The following is a 20,501-nucleotide window of genomic DNA, read 5'->3' as shown; positions in this document are numbered from 1 at the left end:
CGGCAAGAAAGTTTAAAACGTTACGAAACCCTCCTTCCTGAGCTAGAATCCCTCACCGGACTGACTATTCCCTGTAACCGTGATGGTATTGTCCTACTGCGATCGAGTGCCGAAGACGAAGAAAATTGGCGCAAGTTAGCCGAAATCCGCCAAGAACAGGGATATTGTCTAGAAATCTGGGATAAAGAGACTTTAAACCAAAAATGTCCCCAAGTGGCCAGCGATCATCTCCATGGTGCCATCTATTCTCCCAGGGATCATCAAATTAATCCGGCCCTGCTCACGGAAGCCCTCGTCGATGCTGCGGCAAGAAGGGGGGTAAAATGTCAATTTGGGGTAAAAGTTGAAAATTTTGGGAAGACAGAGCTTCATGGCTCTAATTTGAGGCAATGCACCCAGGTTTATAGTTCCAATGGTATAGAGGAAACCGACTTTTTGATTCTTTGTGCGGGAATTGGTTCCACTGCTTTAACCGAAACTCTTACCCATCCAGTGGAAATCCGACCGGTTTTAGGGCAAGCTTTACAGATAAAATTGACGCAACCCTTAGAAAGTTCCGATTTTAAGCCGATTTTAACGGGAAATGACCTGCATATTCTGCCTTTGGCCCGAGCGGAATACTGGATTGGGGCAACGGTGGAATTTATGGACGAAAAGGGCGAAATTATCGCCGATACTGCCCTATTAGAGCAAGTGTATCAACAGGCGATCGCTTTTTGTCCCTCTTTGGCCGCGGGTGCGATCGTGCGTACTTGGTCCGGTAAGCGACCGCGACCGGAGAAAAAATCCGCTCCCATCATCGAATATTTGCCCGGATACGATAACGTTATTCTGGCCACGGGACACTACCGTAACGGGGTTTTATTAGCCCCCGCTACCGCTAAAATCGTCAGGGAAATGTTAAGTGATAAGTTAGCTATCGATCGCTAAATTAGTGGCTTGCCGATGTAGTCCCCTTAATCTCTCGGATTTGAGGAGCGGGTGTTTACTCATCTTGCGCTGATAGGAAATGCGATCGAGATACTGTTCGATAAGCTTGTTGAGGATGGTTCCTTAGTTGGGGGTGTTTAAGCTCCAGCAATCTCTCATCTATCATCGGGTTGACATAGTGATTACGAATAGTATCAGGTTCTCTTCCGAGCAGTTGAGCTAATGTTCCGAGGGGTAGATATTGTTGGGAGCATAGTTCAAGAATCACTTTTCGTACCGAGTCTTTACTAATGCGGCCTTTTCTGCGTATGGGTTCAGCAATTGCCTCTAACTGTTGGTAATGTTCGGAGCTTGGTGGGTAATGTTCGGAGCTTGGTAATAGAGAAAGTTGCGCTGAAAAATTCTGGTTCGGTAGGGTGTAGCGTGTTCCCCGACACTTACCTGACTGGTGTAACCAGCCATTTTGAACTAAATTACGAAGGCGTTCGCTAATATCTCTGGGATGTTCTGATCGATAACGCTGAATGTCAGTATTACTAATTTCCTCAAACTGATGCGCTAATACTAATATTATCCTATCAAGATCACCTAACTGACGGTAAGCATCCCCGATAATCCTTTTTAATTCCACTTCAACTGCTTCGGGAATAAAACTTGTCATCGGTAAATTAACAGATGTAACTTCTAGGTCAAGTTTTTCCGAAACTAGGGGACTCAACCATTGTTGTTCTTTCCAAGCACGAAGAATTTTCCCAAATCCAGAGCCAGCTTTTTCACCTAATCCGAGCATTTGAAACATTTTTTGTAGATGAGGATTACGAGGATCGCTAGTACCGCCTTCATAGAGACGCTGTAGGGGAATTCTCAGACGACCAGGATTAGAAAACAGATAGCCATCGATAGATTTTACCACCTTTATAGGCCGTGACGACTGGTGATCGGCGTGGATTAAAGTATTAACTAAAGCCTCTCTTAAAGCTTCATGAACATGGGTTTCATCTTTACGAACGGCATCTTTGTCTAATTGAAAAGGAACATCTAAATTATTAATTAATCTGCCATAAACACGATAATAAGAGTTAAGTAAATTAGCTTCCCATTTACCATCAAGAGTTAAGCGATATGTCCATCTTTTTTCAGGATCGTCAGATAATTTTTCCTGATAGTCGAGACTATAATGGGGGAAAGCATCTAAAATACTGCGTTCTCGTCCAAACATGAGTAAACCCGCTACAGTTAATCCTTCTTTGCTAGAATTTCTATCTCGTCGCCATCCTCCTAACTGATGGAGTAATTGTTGATCATTGTATGCTAACCAAGGATGATCGGGTTCGCGATTGCTGAACCGTTGGCGAAATACTTTCAGAGTATCAGGATCAATATCGTTGAGATTAAAATTATCTAAAACTTGAAAATCTTGAGGTTCATTGCTGGCATCGCGAAACATTTGCTCTATTTCCTCCTTATGACAGCGATAATCTCCCTCATAATTTCGCTTATATGTACCAGTCATTGGGTTATTGTTAATATATACAGGACGCTGAGTTCGGGTAGCTCTAGGAATATGAATAATGAGAAGCTGATATTCATTAATCTTTTTTACTTCTACGTCTGAATTAGAACAGATAGATATATTCAGTTTTTGTCGGTTGTTGTGGTTATCCCAAAACTCTTGTTGAAGATTTTTAGGGTTACGCACTCCTGTAATTTCTAATCTAGGTTTTTTTTCGCTAACACCCAAAATAATGTAACCGCCATCGGTATTAGCGAAAGCTGAAAGAGTTTCCCAAATGTCTTTTGGCAAGCCTCCCTCGGCTGATTTAAACTCATATTCTTGGTCTTCTCCAATATCAATTTGCTGCAGTAGTGTGTCAATTTCCATGCTAAAATTCGGCGATAAATTTATGGATGCAGTTTTTGCTGTGAAAATGAGCAACTAGGCTGAGTTCGAGGTGGGCTAAAACTCTGAGACTATCGTCGGCTGAAAGTTCGATGTAGAAGTCATGGTAAAAGATACTTAAACAAAACTGATCTTAAATCGCCAATTCAAAAATGAAACGCACGACTCCTTAAGAGTTGACAGAGAAAGGCTCATGAGGTATTGTCCGCTCAATACAACAACAAATCCCAAAAACTAAGCCACCAACATCTTAACATAGAACAAAGAAACTTGCTCTACCAACCTAGTCAAGAGGGAAATTTATCTCAACGGCAAATGGCCGTCTTGCTCGGATGTCATCAAAGCACGACCAAAGCGATAATTAAGAAGTAATCAAAGTTGCCTCGGATGCTATCTAGCCGATGACCCTATCTGACCAAGAAAGACAACAACTCTGTGACACTGCTCGGGAAGTGGCGAAACTTTCCTATTCTCCCTATTCCCGTTTTCGGGTGGGGGCAGCGGTCTTGACAGATAAAAAGATTTATGCTGGTACTAATGTAGAGAACGCTAGTTATGGCTTGAGTTTGTGCGCGGAAAGGGCAACTTTAGCGCAAATAGTCGCAGCGGGCGATCGAGAAGTACGGGCGATCGCTATAGCCTGTATCGATGGGGTGGACAAGGATGATATTAGTCAGTTAACTCCCTGCGGAGCCTGTCGTCAATGGATAGCCGAATTAGCGCCGCAAGCGGAGATTATTATCTGTGGAACTCAGCAAAATTATCGTTTTAATCTCTCGGATTTACTGCCTTTTTCCTTTCGTTTTTAACTGTGGGTAATGGGGGGAGGAGCGAGCGTTTACTCATTTTGCGCTGATAGGAAATGCGATCGAGATAGGGTTGGCTGAATAAATCTAAAAACCTTGTTGGGTAAGACTTTTAGACTTTTTGGACATCAAAAAGTGCCAGCCATTGGAGGGATCGGGGGGAAAATTCCGGGACTTTTTCCCTGAAAATGGGTAAAACCCTACACCCCACACCCTACACCCGTTCGGACCTCGGCGTGAGCTTTTGTCGAACGCAAAAGCTCACGGCCGAAGCCCACACCCTGCCCCCACGAAAAACTTTTTCAGCAAACCCTAAATATGGTAAGGCTACGGTAGCCGTACCACCTCACAACACAAGTCAAAATTGCTCTAATTGTGCTCAAAAAGTACCTAAATCACGCGATGTGCGACTAAAAACGACAGAATCAGGGTTCCAGAGGATACTTTATCTCTGCTAATTTCTGAAAGCCTTGTAAATCAAGACTAAAAATATAGTTGCACATCGCGTTAAATCTCTATCTACAAGAACATAGATTTGTCCCGATTGTGGCTATGTAGAAGATAGAGACATTAACGCCGCTATCAATATTCTGAAAAGAGGACTAAGTACGGTAGAGCATACCGAAACCCCCCCCTGGCGAATGTTGGATACGTCCTGCCAGATTAAGGAAACTCGGCGGAACCAAGAATCCCTCGCTTTTAGCGACGGGAGTGTCAATGTGCTAAACGCTTTTCAAATGAGCGAACCGTGAGTCCTGAAATTTTCTGGTTCTCATTAAGCCGAGATTTTGTGGCAACTTATTGAGAATGTAGTCTCTGAAACGCTCATAATTGCCTTCCATATTCTCAATAACTACGGCGGATTCAGGATTAGTCTGGTACATTCTCCACGCGGAAAAGCTTATCCAATAAGGAATTAGCTGTGCCAGACGAATAAAGCAACCGCCGTAATTGATTCTCAATTGCAATAAAATCCAGTATGATTTATTACGCTTCCAGGGCCGCTCACATCAGGAAGAAATCGCTGCTGACCAGGTTGGGGAAGACCGCGTTGGCCGACGCCACATCCGAGGGGAAGGCCGGATTGAAGCGGTTCAGGTTGGCGATCTGCGTGGCCGCGACAACGCCGGTGCCGTCGGGATCAAAGAACAGATCACCGTTGGAGAGGTTGTAGATGAAGCGTTGGTTCGCCGTAGTGGCCACCGTGGCCCCGGCCTCCGCCCGCAGCTGGGCCGCGGTGAGGGTGGAGCCGCTCAGGCCTGCGTAGACGATCTTGTCGAAGACCAGTTTGTCCACACCGGAGGTGAAGTCCCGCAGCTGATCCACCCCATTGAGGCCTGGGGCTTCGTTGAAGGTGAAGAGATCGTTTCCTCCACCCCCTGTGATGATGTCGTTCCCCTGGCCGCCGATGAGGGTGTCGTTACCAGCCTGTCCCTTCACCAGATCATTGCCGAGGCTGCCGCTGACAACGTCGTCGCCATTGCCGCCGTTGAGATCATCGGCGCCATCCTCACCGAAGAGGCTGTCGTTCCCCTCTCCGCCATACATATCGTCGTTGCCGGTGCCGCCATACATCTGATCTTTGCCGGCATCCCCACGCAACATATCAAAGCCGTTTTCACCGTAGATCGTGTCATCCCCTTCACCGCCATCGACAAAGTCATTGTCATCGCCGGCCCAGAAGGTGTCCGCGCCTGCATCGCCCCACATGCAGTCATCCCCACCCAAGCCCTTGAATTGATCGGCGCCGCTGGTGCCGCCAAAGAGCTCGCTGGCCTTGCCCTCCCCGTTGGGACTGAACACGCCGCGGGCATCAAGGTAGTTGCCACCATTGCCGACAAGCACGCCATTCACATAGCCAGCCCTGCCCACCAACCGTTGAGTTCCGGTGATATCAACCACCGTCTGAGTGGCCCCAAGCAATAAAGCTTCAGAAGAATAGGTGTTGAAGCTCTGCAGGGATCGCTCATAATCAGCATCATTCACCGCAAAGATCTTGTGGTAGAGATGCTTCACTCCCGTGGCGGCCATTACCATGTCGGCCACCGTCTTCCCCTTGATTTCCTCCACCAGATCCGTGGCAGCCAGCTTGCTCAGGTAGTAGGCCTCATCACCCCGCTGCAGTTGCTGCATCTGGTAGGCATAGATGAAATCATGGGTGGGGCCAAGCATACCGCCGGGGGTTTTGGCCTCTGCCAATCCACCCAGCCAGAGGGAGATCTTTTGGAAGTCCTGGTTGCCGCTGGGCGTGTTCACGGGCGCTGAGGGATTCAGGGCATCCGTGCTGCTGCCGCCGTAGAGCAGGCCCATGAAGGCCCCATCCCCCATGGCCAAATCCGCCGCAGCGGAGAGGGCGGCGGCGTAGGTGGCGGCCGCGCCGGGAGCCGGACTGGCTTGCAGTTGATTCCAATAGGAGAGATCGGCATTGCCCGAATAGCCGCTGAGGATGGCATCGCGGGCGTAGGCCATAATGAACGTCTTCAACGATTCGGGATGAAGCAGATGGGCTCCAAAATCTCTCCAACTGATATAAGGCCGCAGGTTGGCCTCCAGGGCCGCAAGGTTGGCGTCAATGGCATTGTTGGCCTGCACCAACCCGGTGGTCCCATCTGGAGAGGTACGCACGCCACGAAGGTAGGTTTGAATCTGGCGACGGGCTTCATTGAGGGGCGTGATGCCGGTATCCAGTCCGCGGGCGATGTTGAGGGCACCCAGATCCAAGGGGAGGCCTACCAGGGCGTTTTGAAGGGTGTTGGTGATGAATTCATCGGTGGCGTTGCCCACCTGCTGGCTCATCCCCGCGGCGATCTGCCCTGCCGTGTCGCCCGTGTAGATCTGGGGGGCGAGAAAGGCCTGCAGCAGCGGGATGTCCATCTGCCCGCCGGGGTTAGCCAGGCCCGTTTGCTGGTTCACCGAGGTGAGGGCCACGGTTTCGGTGAGCTGGGAATGGCCGAAGCGAAAGGCGCTGGAGGCGAATTCCGCCAAGATGCTGGCATTGAAGCCGGCGTTGTTGTTGTTGCCCGCATTGGGACCGGCGAATGCACCCAGGTTGGGGGTAATGCGCCGCGCGTACTCCTGCAACACATGGTGTTGGTAGAAGTTTTCATTGGCCAGCTTGGCGATTTCAAACAGCTCTTGTCCGGAAAGGGCCTGGTTATTACCATTGTTTCCGGCATTTTGGGCGAGATTGGCCTGAATCTGAGACAGGATATTGTTGTGGGTTGTGACAAAGATCTCATGCATTGCCGTGAGACCAATATTTTCATTCAGGCGCCCATCTCCGCCCACAGCGTGTTGATTCAGCCGAGAGGGATCCTTCAGATCACCGTTGGCTTTGAAGGGATCGCTGCCAGCAGGCTGGGGAGAGCCTTTCCAGTCACTGGCCAGATCGATCAGAAACGCTGAACCGGCCTTGGCCAGCACCTGATTGGAGGTGACGGCCGCCGTATCAAAGACGTAGCTCTTCTGCCCCGACACCTTGTCGAGCACCACAAAGGCATAGCGCCCCGCATTGGGCTGGCCTTGGGGGATGATCTCCACCAGGGGCACAGACAGCACATCGCGATCGCGCAAAGTAAGGCCAATGCGCTCGGCATTCTTTTTCAGGTCAAACCAGCGGGCGGTGGAGTTTTGCGGATCGGTGAGCAGCCGGCCCGTGAGTTCGCCATTGCCCTTGTATTCCCGCATGAAAATGGCATGGCTCTCCACCGAGCCATAGACCTGGTTGAGATCAAGAAAGGCGGAGGTTTGGTTGATGCTCTCGCCATTGCGTGGGGTGAGCTTCAGCACGCTCTGGCTGCTGCCGTTGGTGGTGGTGGAGGCAACCACGCCGGTGAAGGCCGCCTTGCTGTTGATGGTGGCCACCACATCGTTGAGGGTGGCGCCCGCATTGATCACGATCAGCTGCTCATTGAGCACCAAGGTCCCCCCACTGGTGCCAGTGAAGCTGGTGCCGATGGCGGCGTTCTCATTGTCCACATCCCATTGGCTGGGGCGGCTGTAGCCCGCTAGGCCTAGCTCCGCCACCAGGGCATCGCGGCTGCCCTCGCCGATCTCCACCTGCACCGTGTTGGTGCGGGAGAGAGCCATGAAGTTGGTGGGCGAGCCAGGGTTGTAAAGGCTGTCTCCAGGGAGCAGGGGGATCAGCAGGCTGCCATCCTTGCCCTTGGCGAGAAAATCCATGCCGTGGTCGTTGTATTGGCCAAACAGGGCGAAAAAGCCTGAATTCGGCAGGGGATTTCCAGTATTGGAGCCATTCACCCCATTGCCACCGGTGAGAATGGTTTCATGGCGGGTGTTGTTTTTCTGGCTCACCCGCTTGCCAGCCTGGGTGCCGGCCTGGGTCCACTCCTTGGCGTAGGGATCATCCAACACCTGCAGCGCTGTCTTGCCGCTTTGATTGGAAACCAGATTGCTGATCAGCCTGGGGCTGGCATCGAAGATGTCGGGATTGCTGGGATTGGCATAGCCGCGAAGGCTGTAATCAAGCGTATAGTTTTGGTCGTAGACGACCGCTCCCGTCTGGAAGTTGATCGTGAAACCACCCGTGGCTTGCGTGAAGCTCTGGCTGGTGAGACGGCGAAACAGCGTGCCCGTCCCCCCAGCCATGAATTTCGGATCTGTGGTGGACAAGGGGTAGGGTGCCGTGGTGGGGGTGATGCCGCCACCCACCTGGTAACGCAATTGATCCGTGCCATCGACAAAGCGGATGCCACTGGTGGCCTTGGCACCCGTCACACCCGGATTGAAGCCAGGCAGAACGGCGAGACGGGGATCGTTGTTCCATTCCTTGTAGACGCGATATTGATAACGGAGAAAAAACAGATCGTCGATTGTGAACGTATCAATCACCGAATCGAAATTGGGATTTGGCATGATTTGGTAGTCTGCAATACTTTTCCTACATTCATTATGGCATACTGAGGTACAGCCGACATCCGTGTAACCCACATTCCGCATCCTCAACTGTCACATTGGCTGTCCCCGTCTAGAGACTTGAGTAAAAAGACTTAGCTGGTGAGGATTTTCTCTGCGTCCGCTAGGGGGGTCTTGAGACCCCTAATTATGAAAAAATAGGAATTGTTGGAAAACTTAGGCGAGTGGGCTGTTCGACCATGAATGGCCAATTCAAGTCTGAAAGTGAGGATATTATCAAAAAATATAAAGGGCAACAAGCTCCGGAAAGAGGATTTTCTTTTCTCAAAGACCCCAGCTTTTTTGCCGACAGTGTCTTTCTCAAATCTCCCCAGAGAATTGAGGTCCTGGCCAGGCTAAGGGGCTTGTGCCTGCTGGTTTATACTATTGGTCAAAGACAACTTCGTTTAAGTTTAAAACAGCAGGAGACGGGACTGAAAAATCCGTTGGGTAAGTTGACTGACCGACCGACGTTACGCTGGATATTTCAGGGCTTCCAAGGAATTCATCTCCGACCTATTCAAGACAATCAAAAGATTAGCAACTTAACGGACGAGAGGCGCAACATTTTGAGATTTTTCCCCAAACCTTGCCAGGAATATTATCTCTTATCTTGACCAGATGGATTGACTTCAAGGGGTGACAAAACAAAGCGAGCAACTCGAACATCTCCCGCTAGATGTTAAGTCTGATGGACCGGTCATTCTCAACAAGCACTGTTTATTGAGAATGACCGGGGGAACCCTGAAAATTTCGGCTTAGTTGGCGGCAGCTTGCCGCCAACTCACTCCTCTAGATAAGTATTTTGATACTAAATCCGTTGAGTATAGGCTACATATCAGGACAGGCAAAAAGCAACAGGCTTCGGCCGTGAGATCAGCGTTCGACAAAAGCGTTCGACAAAAGCTCACGCGGCTCGACTGAGCTCGCCGAACGTCCGAAGTCTCACGCCGAAGTCTCACGCCGAGGTCCGAACGGCAAAAGGCAAAGGGGAGAATAAATAATCAGTTTTTAATAACTGGATTTAGTATGACTCACGCCCCTTCCTCTTTTGAGACGTTGTGACACTTAGGGTGCGGAATGTGGGCTACAAGCTCGGCACAGTATTAGGCAGTGCCTTCGGTATTGCACTGAAAACGTCTAACTGATAACTGTTATTAGTCATTTCACTTTGGCACACTGGACAAATCTATATCTACATACCACAAATTCTTAAGATATTTTCCCATCGCTCTAGAGTGTATCAGATTTATTTGAAATGACTATATAGCGTTTTTCAGTCTGCTGAGGTACAAAAGTTATGGGTTTTAGGCAAAAGGCAAGAGGCAAAAGTCAAAAGGGAAGAAAAATATGTGTACCTCACTAGCTTATAGCGGTGTGCAGTCGTATTAGGTACAGTGTCACAAGCTATAAACCATGCTAGGCAAAGCTTGGTCTGTATCTCACTCAAGCGCTTACCGCTATAATCTTTGAATACCGCTTAATTATCTCCTCCCGTAGCGACATTTTTAAATCTTTCTTGGGCAGCAGAAAAAGCCTCTTTCATCACCATTTGAATCCTTTTAGGATCGGGTTTTTTACCCCCCATTAAATCGCCAAAATAGACACAAGCGCCCTCTCCTAGGGCCCAGGTATAGGCGGCGGCCCAAGAAGCGGCGATAACACTGCCAAAACCGGGGATAAATTTCACCAATTCCCGACCGATGGCCTGGGCCAAAAAGCCTCCAGCGATCGCACTTACGACTCCACCGGCCTGGGATGGGGTTAAGACTTGACCGTATAATTTGCCTAAAACCCCCACCATTGACACTTGTAGGGCGGTTAAAACGGGCATAGTCGCTAAGGGTAAGGGAATCGCCGCCAAGGTCGCCGCTATGACGGAAAAGGCTAACATATAGCGTCGGGCCACGTCCCGATAGAGATTGCCTAATTTATTGCTGGTTTCCCGATCTAAAAGTTGGTGGATGGTGTTAGCCTCGGCTTTTGGCAATAAATCGGCTAAATTGTCTCTAAATGCCTCTAAACCGTAAAAAACGGGGTTATAACCGTCTTCTTCTAGGGTAAAATCTATTAGCACAGAATTGTCATATAAATCCTTAAAAGTTTCTTTAATTTCTTGATAGGCGCGATTGATATCCTCGCAATCGGGAGGATAAGGGGGATGATCAACGGTATTAGGAGGATAAAGCTGATGAAGACAGGTGACAGCCAGTAAACAGGGTATTTTAGGGTATTTTTGCCGCAGTTGTTTGGTAATTTCTAGGAGGCTATCGGTGGCAAAATCATTAATTTTTACCGTCACGATAAAAACCTGGGCCCGTCCCGTATTTTCGGCTAAATCTGCTAATAATTCCGCGATTACCCTGTCTGTGTGTTGATAGGCATCCCCTAACCCCACCGTATCGGTAAAAATCAACAGGGGTAAGTCTTCTGCGGGGTAGGTGTAGCGCTGGGTGTTTTGGGTGTGGGGACGGAAACCTTGCCCGACGATTTCCGCCGAAACTCCCGTTATTCCCCGAATAATCGAACTTTTTCCCGTTTGCGGTTTGCCGATTAACAGCGCCTCGGTGGTGGGTAATTCTTGACGGACTTTTTCTAAAATTTCCGCCACTTGAGTGTCACTAACACTAAACCACTGGAGGACAGTATTAGTCAACTGGTCGATGGGGAGTCTTTTCATCACTTCCCCCGTGAGACTATTCCAAGTATTGACCAAAGAATCAATGGGCAGTTTATCAGTCATGGGGATTAGAAGGGTTTATGATAACTAAAATAGAGATTTTCAGCAATAGAATCAGACGATGACAAAAGCCGCAATAACTCCGCAAGATTTATCATGGCCTTTTTGGCCAATTGTACCACTTTATCCCTACGGTCAAAGACGGACAATTCGCCAAGAAGTGGTGAAAGATACGCTCTGGACATTTGAGCAATTGCAGGGTATTTTTTATGTGGTCGTGCCGATTCGCATGACGGTAATTAAGTTAGCATCCGGGGGTTTATTTGTTTATGCACCAGTGGCCCCGACTCCTGAATGTATTCGCTTAATGCGTGAGTTGGAAGGTGAACACGGGGAAGTTAAATATATTATTTTGCCGACGATTTCTGGGATTGAACATAAGGTTTTTGTTGGTCCTTTTGCCCGTTATTTTCCTAAGGCTATAGTTTATGTTGCTCCTAATCAATGGAGTTTTCCTCTTAATTTACCTTTGAGTTGGTTGGGTTTACCGGCAAAACGAACGGAAATTTTACCTGCTGACTCGGCAACCACTCCTTTAGGAAAAGATTTTAGTTATGAAATTTTACCCGCAATTGATCTGAATGTGGGATACTTCTCGGAGGTGGCTTTTTTTCATCACTACTCTCAAACTCTGCTGCTGACTGATGGAATTATTTCTATCCCAGAAAATCCTCCCGCTATTTTAGAATTAGACCCCTATCCTCTCCTGTTTCACGCTAAAAATAGTGCTAAGGATTTGGTGGAGGATACCCCAGAAAATCGCCGTCGGGGTTGGCAGAGAATTTGTCTTTTTGCTCTTTATTTTCAACCTCCTGTTTTAGCTGTTCCCAATTGGATTAAGGTCTTTCGAGATGCTTTTACTGCTAAGGAAAAGAGTAAAAAAGCCTATTTTGGTTTATTCCCTTTTCAATGGGGGGATGATTGGCAAAGGACTTTTTTAAATTTGCGTCGAGAGGGGAGGTTAATAGTAGCCCCAATTTTGCAAACTTTGATTCTTAATCGCACTACTGACGAGGTTAGTCAATGGGTTGATAGAATTTACCAATGGCCGATTAAACAGGTTATTCCTTGTCATTTTGCTAGTCCGATTCAAGCTGATAGTCAAGAGTTTCAGCAGGCTTTTTCTTTCTTGTCAAAAGATTCTTATTTACCTAAAGATGACTTGGAATGTTTAGAAAGTATTGATAGTTTTTTAGTGCGCTGGCGATTGACTCCTCCTCCTGATAAAAAATTGTAATTTATGGCTAAGAACTGCTATAATATATGCGGTTGTTAGTTGATTGCTAATCAAGGTCATGCAAATTCCCGAAAATCCCAGTAATGATGACATCAGAGCGGCGTTGATTCAATTAAGTGATGAAGTTAGTGATTTGCAAGAAAAATTCAGCCAATCCCAGGACGTATTCAGTAAGTGGCGAGATGAAATAGGACAAAAAATTGATCGCATAGACTATAAATTTGATGCCTATCAAAAAGGTACAGATGGTATGGTGAGAATGGCTACTACTATCATCATTGCCACCGCTTCTGTGGTGGTTTTATCTAGTCTTAGTCCTGCGGTGACAGCAATTATCACCGCTTTATATTCTGCTAATGCTCATTAGTTACTTTATCGCTAAATTCTGGTGCGATTCGGTGCGTTACGCACTCGCTAACACACCCTATCTTTCCTGAATTTTTACCCGTTTGTTTAATTGATTCATAGTCAAGGAAATCACCAGATTAAAGAATAAATAGGTGGCCATAACTACTATTAACATTTCTACAGCTTTTCCCGTCTGATTAGCGATGGTACTAGAGATAGCATAAATATCATTATAACCAATAGCGATCGCTAAACTAGAGTTTTTAACCAGGTTTAAACATTCATTAGTTAAAGGAGGAATAATCACTGGCAAAGCTTGGGGAAAAATTACTAATCTCATCACTAATAAAGGTTTTAATCCCAAGGCTTTAGCTGCTTCCCATTGTCCCCGATTAACCGATTGAATCCCCCCCCGTACCGTTTCCGCAATAAAGGCAGCTGTATAAACAGTTAAACCGATTAAGAGAGTAGCAAACTCAGAAGAAAGATGTAAACCAAAGTCAATATTTTGATTAAGAGGATTAACTTGGGGACTTTGCCATTGTAAACCCCAGATTAGAGGAATTATAACTAGGATTAGTAGGCTAGTTAGGCATAAACTAAGTTTATTTTTTAGGTATAAAAATACTGAGAGAATTATTCCTAAAGCAATGATAGCTAAGGCTAACCATGTCCTGAAACTATTAGCGGGGAAAGGCAAATAGACTCCTGAGTTATTTAAGAATACCCTGCCAAAAAACTCTAGAGAGTCCTCAATCTTCGGCAGTTTTAGAAATACAGCAAAATACCAGAAAAATAATTGTAATAATAAAGGAGTATTGCGAATAGTTTCCACATAAATTGTTGCTAACTGACGAATTAACCAATTATCCGACAAGCGACCTAACCCGATAACTATTCCCAGACTAATCGCCAAAAATATGCCAGTAATCATAATGCGGAGGGAATTAACTAATCCCACCAAAAGAGCGCGAAAATAGGTATCGGTGGGACTGTAGGCAATAGGAGAGTCACCAATAGCAAAAGAGGCTGGTCGGTCGGGATCAAAGAGAAAGCCAAAGCCAAAACTTAAGCGTAAGCGTTGGAAATTAATCACTAAATTGCGGCCAAAAAACCAGAAAATTAGGCAGACAATTAGCAGGATAATTACCTGTAGAAAAATCTTCTGAAATCGCTCATCGTACCAAAAAGAATTTTTTTGAGGTAAAGTCATATTTATTATAAGTAAGTGGTTCTAATTAAATAGAAGATAGATTTTGCCTCTGATCCCCCCTGCCCCCCTTGATAAGGGGGGTGCCGATCCCCCCTTAGTCCCCCCTTAATCCCCCCTTAATAAGGGGGGCATCTGATAATTTTTAACACCTACCTACTTATATAGTCCAGAATTTTTAACAAAAGAAATCGGTGACTTTTGGCCACCGATTGAGAAAATCAAAACATATTTAGATAACTCCGAGACGGGAGAGACCGAGGATGACACCGGCACCGAGGACATGACCAAAACTGGTAGTACCCAGTAAAGCGCCTAATCCCATACCACCGAATAAAGCGGGGGAAGGTAAAGCAGGACCGACATTTTGTTGTTGAATAGTCGCTTTACCGAAAGCAATAGCGAGAATATTGCAGATAATCATGACAATCGCCACTTTGGGACTCCATTCGCTGGAACCTTGTACGGCGGTAGCGGCCATTAATAGGGTTGAATACATTGAAATTCTCCTGAACAGGTCGTTTTAAGTTTTTAATCTTAAAGGTAGTTTTCACCCCACATCACGCCCTGTTGCAATACTTAATAATCAAAAGCAGAGGAGTCAACGATAGGGCCGATTCGTCTCCACTTCCGAACTACTCGCTTAGTACAAATTTAAGTTTAAGCCTACTTCTCTAGCGAAGACGGCTAATCCTTTCTTTTCAATGGTTTTGATAGCTTTGGTGGAGATGCGTAGTTTTACCCAACGGTTGCCTTCCGACCACCAAACTCTTTTCCATTGTAGGTTAGCTTCTTGTAATTTTTTGGTGCGACGGTGGGAGTGGGACACCGCATAGGCGTTATTGGCCTTTTTCCCCGTCATAGTACAGACTCTAGACATAATTTGCTCCTGTGCGATCGATGTTTGTCAATAGTCAACCTTTCTAGTTTAACTCAAATCTCGCCAGAAGTCCCCCCTTCCCCTGGGTGAAGTGAACGGAAATAAATTTAACAGCAAGTGGGGGGATTAAGAAGTTGATTAAACCGGTTCACTGCTCAGACAATTTCGACAATTGCATCAAAGGTAATGGTGAGAATATTGTCAACAAATTTAGCTGTAATTTTTTACTGATAAAAAATATTTTAATAAGTTTTACATAGTTTCTATTATTCTGGTTAATTCATTTTTATTTTTCCACAATTTTACTTGAAAATCTTGGTATATTTTGGCGATAAAAGGGGCTTGATTACCTTGGGTTATTTTTTCGATTTTATCGATTGTTTCGACAAAAATATTAACCATGGTTTGACGAGGTAAGTTACCAGAAACTAGAACAAATACTTGAGCCTGATAACGGGCTATCTGTTGAACTTCTAAAATATTTATACCAATGTTTACATCTTTAGTTAATACTATCCATCCTCTTTGACTAACAATAGGTAGCCACTACGTATCCGGTGCATCTGGGGCAAAATGGGCATGATGAAATTCAATTTTAACCCCTATTTCTTGCAAAGCTTCACCGATAGATTTTCCTAAAGCGCGGTCTATAAAATAGGTGTATTGATAGGTCATGCCGCTTGCCAATTGCACTCGAATAAAATCGCTTTTTCAATTTGCCAAGGTTGACAATTATAATCATTGGCAATATCTTCTATAGAGTCCCCCGCATCATAAAGTTCTGTGACAACTTTAGTGGGAATTCCTGTTCCTGTGATCACGGGTTTTCCGAAGGAAATATTAGGGTCTATCTTTAGGACTTTATTGCTGAAGTCTTCCCCATTTATGTCGATAGTGGGAAAAAGCCGTGTGGCGATATCTTGTTCATCCCATTCAATACGAGTTAAGAGATTATTTAAGAATTGTTTCATCGTCAATTGTCCCGAACGGGAGGCATTAATTAAATGTTCAAATTGTTCAATAAAAAGGTCAGTTCCATCGGTACTAAATTGTTTTTGAACCAGAGGATGATCGGTGTTAAATTGTTCACTAATATAGTCTAGGGCCAGTCTAACTTTATCGAGAGGGATGTTATGAACTTTGCGAATAACTCTTAAAACGTGCGCTTCCACTAAGTTAGTAAAGGAAAGTTGCGGAATATTCGGATTAGGTCGTTGAATGAGGGGTAAAAACTCTTTTTGTCCTTTTTTAGTGGGGTAGGTGCGTCCTCGTACCCACGTTCTCAGAGTGGGTAAAGGAATATGGAGATAGCGCGCAGTATCGGCTATAGTGTAGGTGGGAACATGATAGAGATGCTCTAGAGATAAGGGAGATGATGCTTTGACCATCGTTAATATTTTGGTGAAGTTGTTGGGATGAGATTATCGCCTATTATTTCATTCTAGCTAATTTTGGTATCCTTGAGGATAGGGATAAAGCAGGGTACATCTTATTTTTGTAAATCTAGCAAGTTGGGATTTTTACGCGAAAACTCTCTGATAAAATTGGGCATTACTTCCGACTTTATTAATCAATCCAAGCTTTTGGGGGGTTCTACCCCCCAAACCCCCCGTTGGGGGCGTGGCGCCGCCCCCAAACCCCCCGCGCATTAGCTTTTCGGTGGGATGCTTACAGGCAGCTGCTGATATATCTGTGATAATTCAAGAATCACTGATAATTGCTCATTGTCGGTATTTCTGCAAATGTCAGATGCAGCCATAAAGTAGGATGAGGGCAGTGGACATTGGGGGCAAATGAGGTTATATTTTATCTAGAGAAGAACGTTTGTATGTCGCAACGATAATGAGTAATTCACTGCCAAAATATCTAGAGGAAATCACAGGCATTTATCAACAGGGTAAGGCCACAGAACACAGTTATCGTCCTGCTTTAAAAAAATTAATTGAATCCCTAAATAATAACCTACAGGCTCTCAATGAACCCAAAAGGATTGCTTGTGGCGCTCCAGATTTTGTGATTAATCAGGGTATAGTAGAAATTGGTCATCTGGAAGCCAAAGATATCGGAACTTCTCTCAAAAAGGTTGAAAATACTCCCCAAATAAAACGTTATTTACAGGCTTTGGGTAATTTAATTATCACCGATCATTTAGAATTTCGTTGGTATGTATCGGGAGAATTGCGTCTATCAGCTGCCGTGGCAAGTCTTAATCAAAAAAAGCAAATTAAACCTGATTCCCAGGGGATTTTACAAGTAGAACAATTGTTCTGTCAGTTTTTCCTCTCAAAAGTTATTCAGATAACAACACCGCGAGAATTAGCCAAAAAAATGGCCGCTTTAGCGCAGTTAATTCGAGACGCAATCGGCCAAGCTTTAAAAGATCAAGATTGTGGGGGAATGTTGCGGCAACAATTGCAATCTTTTCAACGAGTTTTAATTAGTGATCTCAATGAAGCGCAGTTCGCGGATATGTATGCACAAACAATCTGTTATGGTTTATTCGCAGCACGCTGTAATACGGATCAAATAAGTTCTTTTTCCAGGGAAACGGCGGGATTTCGACTACCGAAAACTAACCCTTTTTTGCGGGGAATTTTTCATCAAATTGCTGGTACAGAATTAGATGAGCGGATTACTTGGGCCGTGGATACTCTAGCCACTATTTTACAACAAACGGACATGGATGGTATTCTTAGCAGCTTTGGAAAACGCACGCGCAAGCAGGATCCTGTGGTTCACTTTTATGAGACTTTTTTAGCCGAATACGATAGCAAAATGCGTGAGTCTAGGGGGGTTTATTATACCCCTGAACCCGTGGTTTCTTACATGGTTCGCAGTGTGGACTATATTCTAAAAAATAAGTTTCAGATTCCTAAAGGTTTGGCCGATGCCAAAAAAATTACGATTAAAAATCCTAATAATAGCCAAGAAACTCAGGAAATACACCAAGTTTTAATTCTCGATCCTGCTGTGGGAACTGGCACTTTTTTACACTCTGTTATTGACCATATCTATGATAGTTTTCGTCAACAGAAAGGGATGTGGTCTAGTTATGTCAGTAAACATTTATTACCCCGTCTCTTTGGGTTTGAATTACTGATGGCTCCCTACACCGTAGCACACATGAAATTAGGTTTACAACTTCAGGAATTAGGCTATGATTTTAGTGCCGATGAACGCTTAGGAATCTATCTCACTAACACCCTACAGGAAGCTTTTCAAATTCCCCCTGCTGATGGGTTTTTAAATCGCATTCGCGATGAAGCAGAGTCAGCGCAAGGTGTTAAGCAAGAAATGCCAGTTATGGTTATTTTAGGCAATCCACCCTATTCCTATCAGTCGATGAATACTGACCCTTGGATTGTGAATTTGGTTAAGGATTATTATCAATTAGATGGAAAACCATTGGGAGAGAGAAACCCTAAAGGTTTATTAGATGATTATGTGAAGTTTATTCGCTTTGCTCAGTATCGGGTAGCGGAAACTGGTTATGGAGTTGTGGCGTTAATTACAAATCATGGTTATTTGGATAATCCCACTTTTCGGGGAATGCGTCAAAATTTGATGCAGACTTTTGATGAGATTTATATTTTAGATTTGCATGGGAATAGTAAGAAAAAAGAAGTTTGTCCCGACGGTTCACCCGATCAAAATGTGTTTGATATTCAGCAAGGTGTAGCGATTGCGTTTTTTATTAAGTATCAAGATAGTCAGCAAGATTTAGCCAAGGTTTATCATGCTGATTTGTGGGGTGTTAGAGAGGTTAAAGAGAATAGAGAGTTAGTTGGGGGTAAGTATCATTGGTTAGATGAAAATGATATTAGTTCAACTGAATGGTTAGATATAGAGCCTAAAAAACCATTTTATTTGTTAAGAATTCAATCAGAAAAATCGCTAGGTGAATATAATAAATATCATAGAATTGATGAAATATATATTACTCATATCTATGGTTTCAAGAGTCATCGTGATCACTTTGCTATAGATTTCGATAAAGAGCAGATAGTTAAACGAATTACTGAATTAGTTAATCAAGATAAATTAGATAATTCTTTTTCTGATAAATATGATTTAGGAAAGTGGGATTGGAAGAAAGCAGCTACAGCTTTGAAACAAGAGATAGACTTGTGGAGATTCCTTGACTTATGCGCTTATAGACCCTTCGACAATAGGTTTATGTTTTATTCTGATTATGTTATGGATAGAACAAGACCTGATTTAAGAAACCATATATTTAACAAAGAAAATTTGTGTTTAGTTTGTTCTCGTCAAATAGCAAATAATGAATATAGACATTTTTGGATAACTGACTTAGTTCCTAATGATTGTTTGATTTCAAATATCACGAAAGAATCTAACCATAACTTCCCCCTTTATCTTTATCCAACTAATAACCCAACGCTATTTGAAACAGAACCAACCAACTCGCCAAATGGTCGCCGTCCCAATCTAGCGCCAGAATTTATTAACAAACTTTCGGCAAAACTTGAATTAGAATTTATCAGTGATGGCAAAGGAGACGAAAAGAAAACCTTTGGACCGGAAGACATTTTTAACTATATCTATGCCGTCTTTCACTCTCCCCAATATCGCCAACGTTACGCCGAATTTTTAAAAATAGACTTTCCTCGTGTTCCTCTCACCAGTAATCAAGAATTATTCTGGGAATTAGTCAAAAAAGGTGACAGATTAGTGCAGTTACACCTAATGAAAGCAACGGGAAAAGAAATTAGTAGCTATCCCGTGGCGGGTTCTAATCTAGTCGAGCAGGTGAAATATGACGAAAATAAACAACAAATTTCGATTAATTCTGACCAGTATTTTGCGGGGATTCCGCCTCAAATTTGGAACTTTTATATCGGCGGTTATCAAGTGTGTCAGAAGTGGCTAAAAGACCGCAAAGGTCGCCACCTTAGCTACGATGACCTAGAACATTATCAACAAATCATCTCCATTTTGGGAGAATCGATCGCAATTATGGAAACCATAGATATAATTATCAATAAATATGGTGGTTTCCCCTTTAGTTAAGCCACCGGTGAGAGAAGATTAATACTAAATCCGTTGACTATAGGCTACATATCAGGACAGGTAAAAGGGAGAATAAATAATCAGTACAGGTGCAAGATTTTGAGAGAATCGTGCTTCAAAACCTTGGGTTTTCATCGGCCCGCGTCCTGTAGGGGCGAAGCATTCGGGCAATAACCTATCGGTGAAACCGTAGATTTTCTATCCGAATGCTTCGCCCGTACTTTTTGCCGCAAACCCTAGATTGATATTTTATCGCAGGTTTCAACCACAGATAAAGCGTCTTCTAGGTTATATTTATTAGGGTTTTTCTTCCTTTTTTGTTGCGGTTGCCTTTTAAATTTATATTGAAATGTCTCAAAAATTTTGGCGTTGTCAAATTGAAAGATGCTCCGAATCAGCACCGGAACTGAAATTACTTTGATAGGAAAGATTACATGGCATCTTGACAATTAGTGTTTAATGAACGAATAGTGCCGATAGTTGGGCTTAAGTGGGGAACAAGAGT

12 protein-coding genes and 4 pseudogenes are annotated in these 20,501 nt (G+C 44.6%); 8 read left to right on the top strand and 8 right to left on the bottom strand.

Annotated elements, in window-relative coordinates; genetic code table 11:
• A partial coding sequence (locus PX482_RS11895) for an NAD(P)/FAD-dependent oxidoreductase (RefSeq protein ID WP_288094568.1) occupies positions 1-930 on the top strand: 930 nt, incomplete at its 5' end.
• Positions 931-985: 55 nt separating this feature from the next.
• On the opposite strand, the gene PX482_RS11890 is transcribed toward PX482_RS11895, so the two are convergent.
• Positions 986-2,812 carry an RNA/DNA-binding domain-containing protein gene (locus PX482_RS11890; RefSeq protein ID WP_288122471.1) on the bottom strand — a complete coding sequence of 609 codons (1,827 nt, stop codon included), beginning with the start codon at positions 2,810-2,812 and terminating at the stop codon, positions 986-988.
• 219 nt (positions 2,813-3,031) lie between these two features.
• On the opposite strand from PX482_RS11890, the pseudogene PX482_RS11885 reads away from it, so the two are divergent.
• From PX482_RS11885 to PX482_RS28090, 3 genes and pseudogenes are all read left to right on the top strand, one after another.
• Positions 3,032-3,233, top strand: a pseudogene (locus tag PX482_RS11885) (helix-turn-helix domain-containing protein); the annotation flags it as partial.
• Positions 3,232-3,639 (top strand): cytidine deaminase, encoded by a 408-nt coding sequence (cdd, locus tag PX482_RS11880; protein WP_288025079.1) that lies wholly within the window; start codon positions 3,232-3,234, stop codon positions 3,637-3,639. The pseudogene PX482_RS11885 and the gene cdd, both read left to right, overlap by 2 nt.
• A 506-nt stretch (positions 3,640-4,145) precedes the next feature.
• Positions 4,146-4,388: pseudogene (locus PX482_RS28090) on the top strand (zinc ribbon domain-containing protein); the annotation flags it as partial.
• A 253-nt stretch (positions 4,389-4,641) separates the two neighbouring features.
• On the opposite strand, the gene PX482_RS11865 reads toward PX482_RS28090, so the two are convergent.
• The gene (locus tag PX482_RS11865) at positions 4,642-8,511 is read right to left on the bottom strand and encodes a peroxidase family protein (protein ID WP_288122470.1); all 3,870 of its coding nucleotides are present in this window, start codon (positions 8,509-8,511) and stop codon (positions 4,642-4,644) included.
• 263 nt (positions 8,512-8,774) lie between these two features.
• On the opposite strand from PX482_RS11865, the pseudogene PX482_RS11860 reads away from it, so the two are divergent.
• Positions 8,775-9,167 (top strand): annotated as a pseudogene (locus PX482_RS11860) (IS1634 family transposase); the annotation flags it as partial.
• Between the two features lie 863 nt (positions 9,168-10,030).
• Here the strand turns inward: PX482_RS11860 and PX482_RS11855 are convergent.
• A complete protein-coding gene (locus PX482_RS11855) occupies positions 10,031-11,293 on the bottom strand; it encodes a YcjF family protein (RefSeq protein ID WP_288025084.1) in 1,263 nt (420 codons plus the stop codon).
• Positions 11,294-11,351: 58 nt separating this feature from the next.
• On the opposite strand from PX482_RS11855, the gene PX482_RS11850 reads away from it, so the two are divergent.
• Entirely contained in the window at positions 11,352-12,527 is a 1,176-nt protein-coding gene (locus tag PX482_RS11850; protein WP_002760764.1) for a DUF4336 domain-containing protein, read from the top strand.
• Between the two features lie 58 nt (positions 12,528-12,585).
• Positions 12,586-12,894 carry a ssr2422 family thylakoid membrane protein gene (locus PX482_RS11845; protein WP_002760756.1) on the top strand — a complete coding sequence of 103 codons (309 nt, stop codon included), beginning with the start codon at positions 12,586-12,588 and terminating at the stop codon, positions 12,892-12,894.
• Between the two features lie 57 nt (positions 12,895-12,951).
• Here PX482_RS11845 and PX482_RS11840 read toward each other — a convergent pair whose 3' ends face one another.
• The 5 genes and pseudogenes from PX482_RS11840 to PX482_RS11810 all read right to left on the bottom strand — a co-directional run bounded on the left by PX482_RS11840 (position 12,952) and on the right by PX482_RS11810 (position 16,353).
• Positions 12,952-14,088 carry an amino acid ABC transporter permease gene (locus PX482_RS11840; RefSeq protein ID WP_288094883.1) on the bottom strand — a complete coding sequence of 379 codons (1,137 nt, stop codon included), beginning with the start codon at positions 14,086-14,088 and terminating at the stop codon, positions 12,952-12,954.
• Positions 14,089-14,317: 229 nt separating this feature from the next.
• Positions 14,318-14,584 (bottom strand): photosystem I reaction center subunit PsaK, encoded by a 267-nt coding sequence (psaK, locus tag PX482_RS11835; protein WP_002760753.1) that lies wholly within the window; start codon positions 14,582-14,584, stop codon positions 14,318-14,320.
• Positions 14,585-14,728: 144 nt separating this feature from the next.
• Complete coding sequence (gene rpmB, locus PX482_RS11830; protein ID WP_002732080.1) at positions 14,729-14,965, bottom strand: 50S ribosomal protein L28; 237 nt, start codon at positions 14,963-14,965, stop codon at positions 14,729-14,731.
• Between the two features lie 252 nt (positions 14,966-15,217).
• Positions 15,218-15,640: pseudogene (locus PX482_RS27700) on the bottom strand (PIN-like domain-containing protein).
• The gene (locus tag PX482_RS11810) at positions 15,637-16,353 is read right to left on the bottom strand and encodes a DUF433 domain-containing protein (protein WP_002760746.1); all 717 of its coding nucleotides are present in this window, start codon (positions 16,351-16,353) and stop codon (positions 15,637-15,639) included. Before PX482_RS11810 ends, PX482_RS27700 begins: the two are co-directional and overlap by 4 nt.
• Before the next feature lie 454 nt (positions 16,354-16,807).
• On the opposite strand from PX482_RS11810, the gene PX482_RS11805 reads away from it, so the two are divergent.
• Positions 16,808-19,996, top strand: coding sequence for a type ISP restriction/modification enzyme (locus PX482_RS11805; RefSeq protein ID WP_288094882.1), 3,189 nt, complete (start codon positions 16,808-16,810; stop codon positions 19,994-19,996).
• Positions 19,997-20,501: the final 505 nt, after the last annotated feature.

Source organism: Microcystis sp. M53602_WE12, from assembly GCF_030065455.1.
In the GTDB taxonomy this organism is placed as follows: domain Bacteria; phylum Cyanobacteriota; class Cyanobacteriia; order Cyanobacteriales; family Microcystaceae; genus Microcystis; species Microcystis aeruginosa.
Note: the sequence above shows the minus strand (reverse complement) of the source record. Positions and strands in the feature narration are given on the sequence as shown.

Excerpts from the sequence above, each read along its gene's own strand:
- cdd (WP_288025079.1), top strand. The coding sequence starts at position 3,232 with ATGACCCTATCTGACCAAGAAAGACAACAACTCTGTGACACTGCTCGG.
- PX482_RS11805 (WP_288094882.1), top strand. The coding sequence starts at position 16,808 with ATGAGTAATTCACTGCCAAAATATCTAGAGGAAATCACAGGCATTTAT.
- PX482_RS11840 (WP_288094883.1), bottom strand. The coding sequence starts at position 14,088 with ATGACTTTACCTCAAAAAAATTCTTTTTGGTACGATGAGCGATTTCAG.
- PX482_RS11850 (WP_002760764.1), top strand. The coding sequence starts at position 11,352 with ATGACAAAAGCCGCAATAACTCCGCAAGATTTATCATGGCCTTTTTGG.
- psaK (WP_002760753.1), bottom strand. The coding sequence starts at position 14,584 with ATGTATTCAACCCTATTAATGGCCGCTACCGCCGTACAAGGTTCCAGC.
- PX482_RS11890 (WP_288122471.1), bottom strand. The coding sequence starts at position 2,812 with ATGGAAATTGACACACTACTGCAGCAAATTGATATTGGAGAAGACCAA.
- PX482_RS11865 (WP_288122470.1), bottom strand. The coding sequence starts at position 8,511 with ATGCCAAATCCCAATTTCGATTCGGTGATTGATACGTTCACAATCGAC.
- PX482_RS11810 (WP_002760746.1), bottom strand. The coding sequence starts at position 16,353 with ATGGTCAAAGCATCATCTCCCTTATCTCTAGAGCATCTCTATCATGTT.
- rpmB (WP_002732080.1), bottom strand. The coding sequence starts at position 14,965 with ATGTCTAGAGTCTGTACTATGACGGGGAAAAAGGCCAATAACGCCTAT.
- PX482_RS11855 (WP_288025084.1), bottom strand. The coding sequence starts at position 11,293 with ATGACTGATAAACTGCCCATTGATTCTTTGGTCAATACTTGGAATAGT.
- PX482_RS11845 (WP_002760756.1), top strand. The coding sequence starts at position 12,586 with ATGCAAATTCCCGAAAATCCCAGTAATGATGACATCAGAGCGGCGTTG.